The 15,375-nt window shown below is 43.4% G+C and carries 11 protein-coding genes; 5 read left to right on the forward strand and 6 right to left on the reverse strand.

What is annotated here, in order from left to right; translation table 11 throughout:
• Positions 1-206 precede the first annotated feature (206 nt).
• The 3 genes from ACYTXL_RS19275 to ACYTXL_RS19285 all read left to right on the forward strand — a co-directional run bounded on the left by ACYTXL_RS19275 (position 207) and on the right by ACYTXL_RS19285 (position 2,847).
• Positions 207-368: a hypothetical protein gene (locus ACYTXL_RS19275; RefSeq protein WP_461926151.1), complete on the forward strand. Its 162-nt coding sequence runs from the start codon at positions 207-209 to the stop codon at positions 366-368.
• Between the two features lie 518 nt (positions 369-886).
• A complete protein-coding gene (locus tag ACYTXL_RS19280) occupies positions 887-2,293 on the forward strand; it encodes a glycosyltransferase family 2 protein (protein WP_461926152.1) in 1,407 nt (468 codons plus the stop codon).
• Between the two features lie 188 nt (positions 2,294-2,481).
• Positions 2,482-2,847: a hypothetical protein gene (locus ACYTXL_RS19285; protein ID WP_461926153.1), complete on the forward strand. Its 366-nt coding sequence runs from the start codon at positions 2,482-2,484 to the stop codon at positions 2,845-2,847.
• A gap of 287 nt (positions 2,848-3,134) precedes the next feature.
• Here ACYTXL_RS19285 and ACYTXL_RS19290 read toward each other — a convergent pair whose 3' ends face one another.
• The gene (locus tag ACYTXL_RS19290; RefSeq protein ID WP_461926154.1) at positions 3,135-5,192 is read right to left on the reverse strand and encodes a DNA polymerase III subunit gamma/tau; all 2,058 of its coding nucleotides are present in this window, start codon (positions 5,190-5,192) and stop codon (positions 3,135-3,137) included.
• 899 nt (positions 5,193-6,091) lie between these two features.
• Between ACYTXL_RS19290 and ACYTXL_RS19295 the strand changes: the two genes are divergently transcribed.
• Positions 6,092-6,778 (forward strand): hypothetical protein, encoded by a 687-nt coding sequence (locus ACYTXL_RS19295; protein WP_461926157.1) that lies wholly within the window; start codon positions 6,092-6,094, stop codon positions 6,776-6,778.
• Positions 6,779-6,976: 198 nt separating this feature from the next.
• Entirely contained in the window at positions 6,977-10,849 is a 3,873-nt protein-coding gene (locus tag ACYTXL_RS19300; RefSeq protein ID WP_461926155.1) for a CHAT domain-containing protein, read from the forward strand.
• Between the two features lie 344 nt (positions 10,850-11,193).
• On the opposite strand, the gene ACYTXL_RS19305 is transcribed toward ACYTXL_RS19300, so the two are convergent.
• The 5 genes from ACYTXL_RS19305 to ACYTXL_RS19325 all read right to left on the reverse strand — a co-directional run bounded on the left by ACYTXL_RS19305 (position 11,194) and on the right by ACYTXL_RS19325 (position 15,278).
• Positions 11,194-11,394 carry a hypothetical protein gene (locus ACYTXL_RS19305; RefSeq protein ID WP_334781111.1) on the reverse strand — a complete coding sequence of 67 codons (201 nt, stop codon included), beginning with the start codon at positions 11,392-11,394 and terminating at the stop codon, positions 11,194-11,196.
• A gap of 290 nt (positions 11,395-11,684) precedes the next feature.
• A complete protein-coding gene (gene recR / locus ACYTXL_RS19310) occupies positions 11,685-12,242 on the reverse strand; it encodes a recombination mediator RecR (protein WP_292789635.1) in 558 nt (185 codons plus the stop codon).
• A 190-nt stretch (positions 12,243-12,432) separates the two neighbouring features.
• Entirely contained in the window at positions 12,433-13,134 is a 702-nt protein-coding gene (locus ACYTXL_RS19315) for a tetratricopeptide repeat protein (protein WP_461926156.1), read from the reverse strand.
• A 556-nt stretch (positions 13,135-13,690) separates the two neighbouring features.
• Positions 13,691-14,041 (reverse strand): histidine triad nucleotide-binding protein, encoded by a 351-nt coding sequence (locus tag ACYTXL_RS19320; RefSeq protein ID WP_334787326.1) that lies wholly within the window; start codon positions 14,039-14,041, stop codon positions 13,691-13,693.
• Positions 14,042-14,111: 70 nt separating this feature from the next.
• Positions 14,112-15,278, reverse strand: a complete 1,167-nt coding sequence (locus ACYTXL_RS19325; RefSeq protein WP_334788351.1) for a pyridoxal phosphate-dependent aminotransferase — start codon at positions 15,276-15,278, stop codon at positions 14,112-14,114.
• Positions 15,279-15,375 lie beyond the last annotated feature (97 nt).

The raw sequence follows: 15,375 nt of genomic DNA on the forward strand, positions 1-15,375 counted from the left end.
CTGAACGTAAGGTAAGTAAACACTGGCTTGTTGTTCAGTGGCAGGCTGGATTTGCTCAATAGACATTGTTAAATGTTCCTCAAGTTATTTGGCAATTAGGGATATTAGTGGCTGTTAGTAGTGTTCCCAAAAGATGTGTCTAAAGCACATAGCGGGGAGTGGGGAGTGGGGGATGAACGGGACAAAGGCGACAAGCGGAATAATCCATGCCCAATACTTCTCTTCTTAGGCTGCGCCAACGACTTCTCTACGAGACGCTACGCGAACGCTACTTCGACCCAACTCTTGGAGACCCTTCGGCAAGCTCAGGGCATCGCGCTACGCGAACGACAGGTGTTACCCTGAGCCCTTCGACAAGCTCAGGGTAACACTTGTCGAAGGGCTCAGGGCAGGCAAGCTCAGTACAAGTGCCCAATGCCCAATGCACCATAAATGAAGTTACTGCTAAGAAATATTAAAATTTCGGTTACAATGATGCTGCATTAACTTTTATCGATAGCTGGGAAAGATAACACTAAAAATACCCACTGTAAAGTAGTGGATGCCGTTATTGCTATTTCTCCCAACAACTAGCTGCTGCTACCTTGCTATTACTTTGCCTAAACCGGAGTTCTCATTGGAGAAAGTCCGACTCTACAAGCTTCCTGCCTAAGTGGCTATCAAAGGAATCAAGCTTCTGTCTAAGAGTAGCAACCGTGGTTAATCCGAGGTAATTACGCAGAGTGGCGGTGACAAAAAGGTAGTCCCAATGGTTTTTGGCTTAGGGATAGCGGGTATTGCAGTTTGCCCATTCCGATTAATATCGGGAAAAGTAGCTTAGGGATATTTGACCGTAAAATTACTAACTGTAGATAAATACTGGTTTTTCAATCAAGCAACCTAACCTATGCCAGCGAATTCCTGGCCCGAAGAAGATTCTTATCAAGAGCTTGATCCTCTGAACTCCTTGTTGTCTGACCTATCAGTAGATGAGGAGTCAGTGTTAGAGACAGATCCTGTGTCTCTAACACCCCGGTTTCAAGCTCGTAGACGTAAGGCGGCTCTAGTCTTGACTATCGTCTGGAGTGGCACGATCGCTCTACATTTAGTTTCTTGGGCTTCTATATTTATTCTAGGAATGACCACCATTCTAGGATTTCATGCCTTGGTGGTAGTGTTTACTAAATCCCGTCGCTATCCAAAAGAAATACAGGGAGATTTGCCCTCTGTATCTTTACTGGTGGCTGCGAAAAATGAGGAAGCGGTAATTGCTAAATTAGTCAAAAATCTTTGTAATCTGGAATATCCAGGTGGGCAGTACGAAGTATGGATAATTGATGATCACAGCAGTGATAGTACGCCACATTTATTAGCAGAACTAGAGCAGAAACACGAGCAACTGAAAGTACTAAGGCGTTCAGCAGAAGCTAGTGGTGGCAAATCGGGGGCGTTGAATCAGGTATTGCCACTGACAAAGGGCGATATTATAGCAGTATTTGATGCTGATGCCCAAGTGACACCAGACTTGTTACTACAGGTAATACCTTTATTTCAAAGAGAAAAAGTGGGGGCGGTGCAGGTGCGAAAAGCGATCGCCAACGCTAAAGAAAACTTTTGGACTAAGGGGCAAATGGCAGAAATGGCACTTGATACCTGGTTTCAGCGACAGCGAACCGCCCTTGGTGGCATTGGCGAACTGCGGGGCAATGGTCAATTTGTCAGGCGTTCAGCTTTGGAAAGCTGTGGTGGCTGGAATGAGGAAACTATTACCGATGATTTAGATTTGACAATCCGCTTACATTTGGAGAAATGGGATATTGAGTGTGTTTTCCATCCATCTGTGCAAGAGGAAGGAGTGACGAGCGCAGTTTCACTCTGGCATCAGCGCAACCGTTGGGCAGAAGGCGGTTATCAACGCTATCTGGATTACTGGGATTTAATTCTCAAAAACCGCATGGGAACGCGCAAAAGCTGGGATTTGCTGATTTTTATGCTGATTATGTATATTTTGCCCACAGCAACAGTACCAGATTTATTAATGGCGATCGCTCGTCATCGTCCACCAATGTTAAGTCCGATCACAGGCTTGTCCATTTCTATGTCGATGGTAGGGATGTTTACAGGTCTGAGGCGGATACGTCAAGAGCAAAAATTCCCACTTTCTACATATTTTCTGTTGCTAGTGCAAACCTTGCGCGGCAGTTTATATATGTTGCACTGGTTAGTCGTCATGAGCAGTACTACTGCCCGGATGTCGGTAAGACCAAAGCGGCTGAAATGGGTGAAAACTTTGCATACTGGGAATGGGGAATAGCCCCTTTGGGGAATTAAAAATAACACAGGCAGGAGGTAGGAGGAATAATGCCCTCTACCTCGTGCCTTTTTCACTGTAGACCTTGATATTCACAGTTCATTTTTTCTTCTGAAAAAGCTGTGCAAAGCCAAAAATATTACAAGTGTAATCTCTCTTTTAAATGCTGACTTTCGTGCCTGAAACTTCTGATGAAAATGAATGAAGAGCAATGGCGGCTACTTAGAAAACAACATTGGTTACTGCTTAAGCAGCAATTTCCCATTGGTCGTAAGTTTTGGGCAAAAGTAGGAAAAATTAGACCCTTTGGCATATTTATAGAAGTCGATGATTTTCCAAAGGATAGCTATAAGTATATAGGTTTAATTCATATTGGCCCTATTTTTCACTACAAAGAGGAATGTAAACCACTACCCCTAGATTATGCTCAGTGGCCTCAAGAAGGCACGTATATTTATTGTATGGTTTGTTATTCTGGAGAAGAACACGACAACAATAATGGACAACTTAGCTTACGTTGGCTGGGGGAAACCAGTCAATCCCGACCTGAGCCATAGCGATTATCCCTCACTTTAGAAGCAACTATGTGGGACTTCCAAAAAATAAATTACTCAACAAAAATCGGTTCTATCGCAGATTTTATGGTACAAACAAACAACTAACGAATTAAACAAAATAAACTTAACTAGTAATAACACTCAAAATCCAAGCTGGATATAGCTTTGTAGTATTTTATTGAAACGAAAATCATGAGTAAAATATAATTAGTAACATCAGCTTTTATTCTTTTTCCGCATCAAATAAGTTTTATAATTTTCCCACTTTCTAATTCAACATAAGAGGGTTATTCATCATCAACCTCTGATTCTTCTACCCATTCAGGTGTAGTGATTGAGTCAGAGAATTCTGGTGAATCATCTGCAAAGCGGATAATTTGTCCGTTGAAAAATTCTGCAAGACGCTGAGCTGCGATCGCTACTTCGTCAACTTCCCAATCAGGTGCAGGCGTTCGTGGTGGCGTTGGAGGCAAAGTTTGTATCCCATTACCATTTACAGCATTACCATTTGCCCCATTGCCATTTACACCATTTCCGTTATTTGATGCCGACTCGGTTTTTAGTGGTGCTGGTGGTGGCGTGATTGGCTGCGGTACTGGCGCTAGAGGCGAAATTTGCTGGTTGTAACTGGCAGTTGGTGGCTGCTGAACACGACTAGAGTCTTTTGGGGGAGGATTTTTTTTGGCTGAAGTAGAGTTTGAAGAAGTTCCTTTTTCTATATTTATCTGGATTTCACGCTCAAAAGTCCGTTGAAAAGCTGCCGTAATCATCGGTAGATCAGATTTCCCCTTGTCATACCATGCCTGTTTGATCGCAATTCGAGCCACAGCACCATCGAACTCTACGAGATGGCTCATTTGACGCAGCATTTCTTGCCTTGATTTTGGCTGGAGGTTAGCAAGCACTTGTTGCCAAACCTGAGTTAAGTCATACTCTGCTTCCCCAACAACTTCTGAAGTTACTGATTCAATGTTCGCAGATGGCACGGGTACAGATACAGGTTCTGGGGTTGGTGGTGAAACTGAGTTAGCAGCAGAATTGTGATTTGTTTGGCGTTCAGCTGGGGGAGATGAGGTGACGGGCTGATTTTGGGCCGATGCTAGATGATGGTTTGCAAAATTGTGATTTGTTTGCGAATCAGCTAAAGGTACAGAAGAGACTGCCTGATTTGGGGCAACTGCTGGAGGATAGCTTGGAGATACAGCAGGTGTGTTAACTCGCGGTGAGATACTTGGGGCTTGTGGCTGAATATTTGTTGCACTGGGTAACAATCCTAGTAATGTTACCTCCAACCACAAACGCGGCTGGGTGGTATTTTTAATTTGCACTTCTGATGTGCGTAGGTGTTGCTGTCCTGCTAAAATCGCGCTCATATCCAAGTATTGGGCAAACTCAACTAGCGCTGTCCAGGTTTGCTGAGTACAAGCAACCAAATCGTGGCGGTTGGGTGCTGTTTTAGCTATGAGTAAATCGCGGTAGAAAGCGGCGAGATTTTGCAAAATAGTTAGGGGTTCTCGACCACGATCTAGAATGTAGTGGGTACAGTCCAGAACTGCTTCCGGTTTATCTTGAGCGATCGCATTTAAAAGCCCCAGTAAGTCCTGTTCGCTTACCGTACCCACCAAATCCCAAACTCGCTCTGGTGTCACTTCTCCCGCTAACAAACCCAATTGATCGAGTAAACTTTCGGCATCTCGCAACCCTCCCTGAGCAAGTTGGGCTACGAGGGTTACAGCATCGGGTGAAATATGAATGTTTTCTATAGAGGCGATCGCACTTAAATGCTTCACCATCGCTTCTAACTGAATGCGTCTAAAATCAAACCTTTGACAGCGCGAAATAATTGTTGGTAACACCCGTTGCGGGTCTGTTGTCGCCAATACAAAAACTACGTGTCTCGGTGGTTCTTCTAATGTCTTCAGTAGCGCGTTGAACGCTTGAGTACTGAGCATGTGGCACTCGTCGATCACATAAACCTTGTAGCGACACTGCACAGGAGCAAACTGGGCTTTTTCAATCAACTCGCGGATATTATCGACACCAGTGTTGCTGGCGGCATCGATTTCAATTACATCTAAAGCGTAGCCCTTGGTGATCCCCTGACAAACCTCACACACACCGCAGGGTTCAGCAGTGGGCTTATCACCTTTGAGACAATTGAGGGATTTAGCCAGAATCCGGGCGCTAGAAGTTTTCCCCGTACCTCTAGGCCCAGTGAATAAATAGGCGGGGGCGATTTTGGATGTGCCGATCGCATTCGTGAGGGTGGTGGCGATCGCCTCTTGACCCACCAGTTCAGCAAAACTCTTGGGGCGATATTTGTGGTGCAGGGGTTCGTAAGACATGGAAATATAGACTTCAATGCCTTTCAAAGTTAATTAGTAGCACCGAGTCGAGTTTAGGATTCAACTATTTTAATCTCTCGTACCCGCTTTGTTTGTGGATGTTCACATAGCGCTTACACTCAACTAATACCGTAAATTTTGGCACTCAGGAAAGTAAGCGACTATAGCTTATCCTCTACTATGATTTCAACATCAAAGTATCGGAATTATAGCATACCATTTAGTACATTTGTTCTAATAAGAGGAGTGGGGAGTTGGAAAAATTCAAGAAAGAGACAAGTCGCCAAGTCTCCTTGTTTCTTTCTTCAATAAGGGGCTAGAGCATCGATTCAGTAATCAAGAACCTAACCCCCCTTTCCTGCTAAGTACAGAACACCACAAAAAGGGTATGGAATTTAATCATTCGTAGGTTGGGTAGAACGTAGTGAAACCCAAGATCAAGTCTGAATATTTCCGAACCCCTTTTACGGTGACGTGTACTAAGGAAGCTACGATGTACACACAAGTCATCGAATTACCCAAAACAAAAACCTCAAAGAGTCCTGACAGAAATCCCTCTCCTTACCAAGGAGAGGGACAGGTTTTGCGTAGCAGAACCAATCTTTGAGGTTTCTTTAGGCTATTCGATAAACCGTAAATTGCGTAAGACAAAGCTAGCTAACAGTCGCTAATATTTTATAATGTCTTCTTAAGAAATCTCAACACTTCCACCATGAACTATTAAACCTCACAGAAGAGGACAAAGGAGCAGGGGAGCACAGGGAAAGTTGCAGTAAGTCTGCCCAATGCCCTGTTTCCCCAATGCCCAACAGGAAAAATACATTTATTGACTGAACTAACGCCATAGTCCAGTGCGATCGCTACAATTTTAGGATAAGCAATAATCGATGGTGCAGCAGATGCTCAAGCGGCTATTTCAATGGCTCAAAAAGCTTTTTCAGAGCTTGTTTGGTGGAAAACAGACTGCCTCAAAATATCGGGGGAATGTGCAAAAAGAACCAGCACCTCCCTTAAGCGATACGGATCTGGAATTTCTCTTCAACGAACTGTTGCAAGGAGTACATCAAGCACGAGGGGAAGCATGGGCACGGAAGTGGCTGCATAATATTGAACATCGCATCCCAACTGAACGCTGGGTTGAGTGGTTAGGGCGCTTTGGCGACAGATTGCTGGCATCAGCTACACCCAATAATGAAATAGCTGCGCGGTTAGTGCAACTGGGTGAGTTGAGCATCGGAGAAGTCGGAGATGTTGCCTATAGTATCGGGATGCAATTATTGACACGCAATCAAGGCGAACCAATTTGGGAATATGAAGGGCCGGATGCTCTCAGCACAACTTTGCCCTCTGAGCCAACCGCCCCAATATTAGAATCAGCAGATCAGCCAGAAAACCTCCCAGAGGGAGAATCCCAAACTGTCACCCTAGAAGAGTTGTTTGTGATGTTGCAGCAGGATCAAAACTTACGCCAGCAGATTGCTGAACAGCTTGCCGTTGAGACAGACGATCCACAACTGCTTGTCCAGGCATTGATTAGTCAATTATATCCGGCTGGTCAATCGACTACAGAGCAAACAGAAAATTAAGGGCTTGGCAAACTCCAAATTCAAGAGTTGAATCTGGTAATTGTAACGTTCTAATGCTATGCTCTTGAAGTTTTGTATATTTTTTGCTAATTTACTACGCAAGCGCTGTCAGGATCTAATGGGTTTTTACGTAATTGATGATTTTTTGAACACAACGATGGCTACAATCTAGAAAAACAAAATCCAAGAGTGTGGCAAATGCTCAGGCGGATATCGCAGTCGCTTAAAAGGTTTTTAAAGCGCCTCATTGAAAGTAAGCAGACTCGTCGTTCTCTCAAGGGTGGGAGAGGACGTAATCTGGTGGGGGTACTACCAGAACTAACCAATGCGGATCTGGAACAATTGTTTATCCAATTGTTAGAAGGCGTGCATCAAGCACGAGGACGACAGTGGGCATTAAGGTATCTGCAACGGCTCGAAAATCGGATTCCGGCTGAACGCTGGATAGATTGGTTGGTGACGTTTGGCGAAAGCTTGTTAGCTTCACCTGCACCGAATCCTCTGTTAGCATCCCAGATGGTGCAGCTGGGAGAACTTGGGATTGGCAGAATTGGAGACGTTGCATACAACATTGGCATCCGGCTGATGCAAAACTCACCCATACAAAACTCACCCATACCTATAGAGTATGAGGACAATCAGGCGCAAGATGGGGTAGAAATGACTCCTGGGCAAGCGCTGATCCGCGACTTAGGCGAACAGTTATGGGAGTATGACGAGGGAAATGCAATAGAAGCGACTCCTGGGCAAGAGTTAATCCGCAATTTAGGCGAACAGTTATGGGAGTATGACGAGGGAAATGTCGGAGAATCTACAACCGATGAAGAAATTCTCCCAACTTCCCCTGGTCAAGAGCTAATCCGTAGCTTAGGTGAACAGTTATGGGAATATGATCTGCAAGATGTTGAACTAATAACGTCAGCACCCGAAAATGTCTCTTCAGAGGAAGAATTGACTGAGAATTTAGAGGAACTGGTATTGGAATATGAACCAGAAGACACCCAAACCACAATCAGAGAAAATCTCCCTCTCCCGGCAGCCGAAGATTCAATCACCTCATTAGCCCAACTGAGGTTCGGTGATGAAGAGGAAGTTACTCCAACTAAAACACCAACAAATGTCCTTTCGACTAGAAAAAAAACTGAATTAACAACGTCTGACTCGGAGTCAACCTGGGATAACACTTTGACTAATTTAGAGCCAAATGTTGCTTATACCCTAGATGAGTTGTGGGTAAGGTTGGATCAAAGTACCAATTTAGTGCAGCAACTTGCTGCTAATTTGGCAGATCAAAGCAATAATTCCTCTGGTATTATTGAGCGACATAGCGATAATCCTGTTACCCAGGCTAAAACGCTGTTTTACCAAGGTCTTCAACAAGCGAAAACGGGTGATTTGTTAGGCGCGATCGCATCTTATGACCAAGCTATTGAACTACAACCCGAATTCCCCGAATATTGGTTTAACCGAGGCTTGACGCTGTTTCATTTAGAACGTTTTGATGAAGCGATCACATCTTACCAAACCGCTACAGAACTGAAACCCGACTTCTACAAAGCTTGGTATAACAGAGGTCGAACTCTGGGAGAATTAGGATATTTTGAAGAAGCGATCGCTTCTTTTGATAAAGCCATAGAAATCAAACCAGACTACCAAGAAGCTTGGTCTAGCCGGGGTTTGGCGCTGTTAAAATTAGGTTGGCTACCAGAAGCTATTTCTAGTTATGACCATGCGCTACATCTGGAACCAGAAGACCAGGAAAACTGGTATTACCGAGGCATAGCACTGGCTGTAGGCGAACAATTTGCCGAAGCGATTATATCTTACGACAAAGCGCTAGAAATTCACCCAGAGTATCACGAAGTCTGGATAGACCGGGGTGTAGTGCTGTTTAATTTAGGAAAGTGGTCAGAAGCGATCGCCTCCTGGGACAAAGCCCTCTCAGTTCAAGGCGATTTCTACTTAGCTTGGTACAACCGGGGTATAGCATTAGACAACTTAGGGCGCCACCAAGAAGCGATCGCCTCCTATCAGCAAACGATCGCCATTAAACCCGACTTCCACTTAGCTTGGTATAATCAGGCAGTAGCACTGTTTTCTTTAGAACAATTTGCCGAAGCGATCGCCTGTTATGACAACGCTTTGCAAATTAAACAAGATTATTGGGAAGCTTGGATTGGTCGGGGAACTGCGATCGGTAATTTAGTAGATTCTGAGGCATTGCTGAATTTATCGAGTCGGATAACAGCGACAAATCCCGCCTTACAACAAAGCGGTTACGAAGGAAAATTAGCCAGCTACGAGGAAGGGTTAAAGCATCTGCGGACAGATACCCATCCAGAAGGTTGGGGTAGATTGCATGTTGCGATCGGTAATACTTACTACGACCGAGGTAAAAAACATCCCAATACCCGCGATTATTGGCGCAAAGCCGCATCTGAATACCATCAAGCGCTATTAACCCTCACACTAGAATATTTTCCCCAGTTGCACCTAGAGGTTTTGCAATCTCTAAGCAAAGTGCTGATGGGTTTGGGACAAACAACACAAGTTCAAGAATTGCTGCAACGCGGCACAGATTTATTGCAACAATTGCTGAGTGAAGAAACTCGCTCAGACGAAAGTAAAAAACAGCTAGCTCTAAAATTTGCCGGCTTTGAGCAATTAGCAGTTGATTTAGCCGTAGAGTCCGGTGATTTAGTTGAAGCTTGGCAAATTGCCGAACAAGGTAAAAATGCTTGTTTAAACTGGCTGCTTTCTGGCTGGAATGATCATATTTACTCACCTGATTATGGCGGAATTCAAGAACTATTCAATCCCACAACAGCAATTATTTACTGGCATATTAGTCCAGTTGCCCTACATACTTTCATTCTCAAAGACCAAGCACCATCACCAATCCTCCTGTTTACACCCATGCAAGATCCTGGGGCAATACCTTTAGGAGAAGACGCTATCCGTCTAAATGAATTACCCTTACCCGAAGCAGTACAACGCCTAATTGAATTTGAAAGTTGGCTAGAAGATTGGCATCAACAATATCAAGAATATCGCAGCACGGCTCAAGACAAAGAAAGTAAAAGCCAGCATTCTTGGCGAGTTGATATGGAACAAAAACTGTTGCAACTGTATGAAATTCTGAATATTTCCACAATTGCACAGGAACTCGAAGGCATCACCCAACTGGTTTTAATTCCTCACCGTGACTTGTCCAGATTGCCCATTCATACCCTTTTCCATCTCTCTTCCCCATCGCCGGAAGAGTTGCCGAATGTGGAGTCAAATTTCAGCGTTACCTATCTACCTAGTGCCCAAATAGGTTTATCAATAAAAACTGAAGAGATTTGGCAGTGGCAAAATCAGTTATTGCTCAGTGTTGAACATCCTGAGAGTGCAGCTTATCCCACACTAAAATTTGCCAAACTTGAGTCAGAAGTTGTGAGCCAGATGTTTAATAATATCAAACGAATTCAGGGGTCAGAAGCTACGAAAATTATTGTCGAAAACGCCTTATTTGCTAATTACAACATCTTTCATTTTACGGGTCGCGTCACTAATAATTTAGCTGAACCTAAAAAGTCAGAATTAGCATTAGCAGGTGAAGACAAACTTACTCTAGATGAATGCCAACAGAATCTAGCAAATTACAACCTTATTACTCTCTCTGCCTGTGAAAATTTAAGTACTAGCAACTACACTATCAGCAGTGAATATGTGAGTTTAGTTAGTGGTTTTGTGAGTCAGGGCGTTCCTCATGTAGTGAGTACTCTCTGGAGTGTAGAATCTTCAGCTAGTGCCTTGGTAATGATCGAGTTTTACCGACGATTGCAGCCTAATAAATCAGCAGTTACTGCCTTAGCGGAAGCAACACGATGGCTGAAAGAACTAACTGCTGGAGAACTGACAAAGTGGTATGAAGATATCTTGAATAATCTGCATCCTGATGAATTACGAATTCAAACTTATTTAGCCACACAACTATATAGAAATAGTAAAATGGCATCAGACAAAAATCTTTATAATCATCCTTACTACTGGGCAGCATTCACGATTACGGGTAAGCCGAATTAATCTTTTGTGCTGCTGCTAAAACTGCTATTTTATTCCTCGCCGATTCTTGACCACAACTATCTAGGATTAGCACTGTAAATAACATTAGTATCATGCAGCTTGTGCGATCGCTATGGTGGACTCAATAATATAGCGGTTTTCGTTTGGATGCAATACACTTTGACCTCTCTCCTAAAAGGAGAGAGGCTTTGAATCTTACTCCCCAACGCTAGTAGGAAAGGGGCTGTTCTTATTAGGTCTGTATTTCACTCAACTGAGAACTGCTATAAGGTATTCAATCCACCATTGTTGAGTTTAGTTACAAATGAGAGCCGATGCAGTTAAACCTTGACTCGTTGTCGGAGTCAGCTTTGCTCCTGATCAACTTTTTCGATATCATCAGGTGTACCAGTGGCAGAAATTTTTGATGTGCCAGATTTACCTGCACCTGAGTTGCCGCCAGAAGCGCCAGCACCCCCTGAGTGTTTAGAATCGGTGTTGCCTTGTTCTTCTTGAAGCTGCTCAAGGCGGTTTTTTTCTTGAGCTTTATCTTTTTGGTCAGACATATCTTATTTAGATTTTTTGCATAGCGATCGCTCTTAACTCTATCATTTTCCTTATTCAAGCGACACCAGAGGCAAATGCTTTTAATTGAGGCTTCTGGATTGCCTTACTAGCAATAGCTCACTCCCTTTAAGACTAGCTTGTTGATTTTTGGGTTATGAGATTGCCCAAATCCCTTTGCACACATGGCACTGACTCAAAATTTACGTGCTGGCAAACGTGATTTTAACAGAATTAGTCAGGCGATGAGCAGAAGCGAAAGCTAGCTTTAAATAAGGAAGTTTATTTAAGCCTAATCTAACTCCCGACGTCCTTCCAATGCCCTTGCCAGCGTCACTTCGTCGGCGTACTCCAAATCACCACCTACAGGCAAACCAAAGGCAATCCGCGTCACTTTGGTAAATGGTTTTAGTAGCTGACCGATATATAGAGTTGTTGTTTCCCCTTCTACACTCGGACTAATTGCGAGAATTACTTCTTGAGGTTTTTGCTGATTCACCCGGCGCTGCAAAGCCACTATAGTCAACTGTTCTGGGCCAATTCCATCAATTGGAGAAATCACCCCACCCAAAACGTGATATTTACCTTTGTACTCGCGGGTTTTTTCCAGCGCAATCACATCGCGGGGATCTGCTACAACACAGATAGTGCTGTTGTCACGGTTGGAATTGCGGCAGATTTCACAAACTGGTTCAGCAGATAAGTGAAAGCAAACAGAACATAAGCCTATTTGTTTTTTTGCCTCAATAAGAGCTTGTGCTAAAGCTTCAACTTCTGCTTCTGGGCGCTTTAAAATATGCAAAGCCAGTCGTTGGGCAGATTTAGGGCCCACTCCCGGCAAGCGTTGCAATTGCTCAATTAACCGTGCTAAAGGGCGTGCGTAAACCGTTGTCTTATCTCCAGAATGTTTTTACATTAACTATGATGACATTTTTCGGGTACTTCCATCTATCTGGGATGGCGTTTATTGTGGAAGTTGTGTAAAAGCTGCGTTAACTCATCCAAACTCAGAATATTAAGAGTACCAATAACAAAGTAGTTTAGGATATCTTTTGTAATTCACGTGCCAGATCAGATAATCCGCAGTTTTTTAAATGTTGATAAAAACTCTCATCCTTCAACATACGAAATTTTCCAAGTGAACGTATTACATCTTCTAGCTCTTTGACACGATTTAACTGGCGGGATAAACGAACTGCTTGCTCTATAATGGTAGAATTATATTCGGTTGGATTATATTCTCGGCGTATAAACTGCTTGACAGTCTCCAAAGCACCCTCTAAATCTCCATTATCGCTAAGGGTTTCAATTGCTAAAAAGATGAGTGAACCTCCTAGTTGTTTCGGAGGAATATCTGGAATTAATCTAGCTGCAATTTTACTTTGACCTAGCTTCAAAGCAGTTCTAGCTGCAATTAATTTTGCTTGAATTTGAGTATCAGCATCAAGGTTCTCATGATCACATAAAGGAAGAATAATATCTAAACTTTTGGAGTATTGCTCTAGCTCTTCTAATATATCTGCATAGCGTACAGCTTGTTCTAGTTTAAGCTCTTCCCTCTGCCATAATGGATCTATGACACGCAGAGCTTTTTTCTTATCTTGTTTATCAAGCTTACGCTCAGATAAATAGCTTTCGGCAAGAATTTGTTGTGCTTCTTCGTCAGTTGGTAATAGCTCAAGGAGTTCCCAAGCAAAAGACCTTAATTTTTCTGTGTTCTCCCTTAACCGGAAGAAACGCATAGCAGCACGATAAACTTCTGGATGCGGCGGGTAGAGTGCAACTAGCTCTAAAACATTTTTCTCTAACTCTTCGAGTAAAGATGAAAAAAGTAATCAACTACCTATTTGCTCAATTTCAGCACGGATGTTTTCACTATAAAGTTCTAAATTCAATCCATAGAATAGTCGCACATAATTGTTTACTAGTTCCTTGGTACGTGAGTTCAGTAGTTATACAGCCAGGCTATCAGTCGGGTAGTTTTGAGGCTATCGGGTTGGCGAGGTTAACTGTGAAGAGCGTAGGCGCAGCCCGCCGCAGGCATCGCCTCTTTGAGACACTGTAAAATTAAGTCAGACTTACAGAGATGATGTGAGCATGAAAACGCTAGCCAAATGGTCTGTAGATGACTATCATCGCATGATTAAAGCGAGTATTCTGCGCGATCGCAGTATGGAGTTGCTAGTGGGCAAAATTGTGGAAATGACTCCATAAACCCTAATTCATTACAGTTAGAGTAGATGAGAGTGATTTTTTTAGCGATGAATTGCGTCTAAATACACAATTCATCGGCTTTTATCAACCAGGAGGCCAGTTTAACTGCCGTCCTCCCAAAATATGCAGATGTAAGTGGTGGACTGTTTGACCACCGTCATCACCAGTATTGATGACAACTCGATAACCATTTTTCAGTCCTGCTTCTTCTGCAACACGTTTGGCGGTTAACAAAAGATGCCCCAATAGAGCATGATCGTGAGATTCAGCATCAGCTAATGAGGGAATGGGTTTTTTGGGAATGACGAGGATGTGAACGGGCGCTTGGGCGTGGATATCTTTGAATGCCAGGGCTAAATTATCCTCATAAACAATATCAGCGGGAATTTCCCGACTAATGATTTTGCTGAAAATCGTTTCTGTAGTTTCACTCATGCCAATCTACCTGCTCATCTGCTAGAGATTTTAAAAGTTTACTCTAGTGACTTGATCATCTAGATGTAGTTTAAATACGCGACTTGACAAATTTCTCTAATCGATCCATTCCCTTTTCAATCGTCGCCATATCTGTGGCGTAGGAAAGGCGAATGTTGTCATCAGCGCCAAAGGCAATTCCGGGAATGACTGCAACTTGATGTTCTTCTAGCAAAGCGTCAGAAAATTCTAGGGATTTTAGACCGGTTTTGCTGATATCAGGGAACAGATAAAAAGCGCCATCTGGTGAGGCGGTACTCAATCCGGGAATGGCGTTGAGTCTTTCTAGCATTACCTGTCGGCGTTTGGCGAAGGCTTGGCGCATTTCTTCGACACAATCTTGAGGACTTTGCAGCGCCGCGATCGCACCATATTGGGCAAAGGTACACACGTTAGATGTACTATGTCCTTGGATGGTACTCGCAGCTTTAATAATTTCCACTGGCCCTGCTAAATAACCAAGTCTCCACCCAGTCATCGAATAAGCCTTGGCAAACCCATTACTAATCAAAGTGCGGTCAAAAATTTCCTTCCCTAGAGAACCGATGCTGATATGTTCTGCACCGTCGTAGAGAATCTTTTCGTAAATCTCATCAGATACCACAAGGATATCTGCATCAACTATTACCTTCGCCAGTGCTTTGATTTCATCTGGCGTGTAAACCATTCCTGTAGGATTAGATGGAGAGTTGAGGATAAATAACTTCGTCTTAGGCGTGATTGCTTTACGGAGTTGTTCGGGAGTAATTTTATAACCAGTCGTGGCATCTGTGGGTACAATCACCGAAACTCCACCGGCTAAAGTCACCATTTCGGGATAACTTAGCCAGTAGGGAGCAGGGATAATTACCTGATCACCGGGATCGATTAGCGCCACTATTAAGTTGTACAGAGAATGCTTACCGCCATTGCTGACGAGGACATTTTCTGACTTGTAATCAAGACCGTTATCAATTTTAAGCTTATGGGCGATCGCTTCCCTTAACTTTGGTTCTCCGGCTGCTGCACCGTACTTGGTTTTGCCTTCATCCAAAGCCTTTACTGCTGCGGTTTTGATATGCGCTGGAGTATCAAAATCTGGTTCTCCAGCGCTAAAACTACAAACATCTATTCCTTCTGCCTTCAGAGCCTTAGCCTTGGCTGCGATCGCTAAGGTTAATGAAGGTGTTACCTGACTTACTCTTGCTGCCAGCTTCATTCTTACTTTTTTTGGCAAATCTTTCACTGATCTAAGGATATCCTAGAATCTCTACCAAGATTTGTTTTTTCTGAATTCGTTGGAGATTGCAGGGTGA

Source organism: Nostoc sp., from assembly GCF_054880495.1.

Excerpts from the sequence above, each read along its gene's own strand:
- ACYTXL_RS19305 (WP_334781111.1), bottom strand. The coding sequence starts at position 11,394 with ATGTCTGACCAAAAAGATAAAGCTCAAGAAAAAAACCGCCTTGAGCAG.
- ACYTXL_RS19295 (WP_461926157.1), top strand. The coding sequence starts at position 6,092 with ATGCTCAAGCGGCTATTTCAATGGCTCAAAAAGCTTTTTCAGAGCTTG.
- ACYTXL_RS19320 (WP_334787326.1), bottom strand. The coding sequence starts at position 14,041 with ATGAGTGAAACTACAGAAACGATTTTCAGCAAAATCATTAGTCGGGAA.
- ACYTXL_RS19275 (WP_461926151.1), top strand. The coding sequence starts at position 207 with ATGCCCAATACTTCTCTTCTTAGGCTGCGCCAACGACTTCTCTACGAG.
- ACYTXL_RS19285 (WP_461926153.1), top strand. The coding sequence starts at position 2,482 with ATGAAAATGAATGAAGAGCAATGGCGGCTACTTAGAAAACAACATTGG.
- ACYTXL_RS19315 (WP_461926156.1), bottom strand. The coding sequence starts at position 13,134 with ATGCGTTTCTTCCGGTTAAGGGAGAACACAGAAAAATTAAGGTCTTTT.
- ACYTXL_RS19325 (WP_334788351.1), bottom strand. The coding sequence starts at position 15,278 with ATGAAGCTGGCAGCAAGAGTAAGTCAGGTAACACCTTCATTAACCTTA.
- ACYTXL_RS19300 (WP_461926155.1), top strand. The coding sequence starts at position 6,977 with ATGCTCAGGCGGATATCGCAGTCGCTTAAAAGGTTTTTAAAGCGCCTC.
- ACYTXL_RS19280 (WP_461926152.1), top strand. The coding sequence starts at position 887 with ATGCCAGCGAATTCCTGGCCCGAAGAAGATTCTTATCAAGAGCTTGAT.
- ACYTXL_RS19290 (WP_461926154.1), bottom strand. The coding sequence starts at position 5,192 with ATGTCTTACGAACCCCTGCACCACAAATATCGCCCCAAGAGTTTTGCT.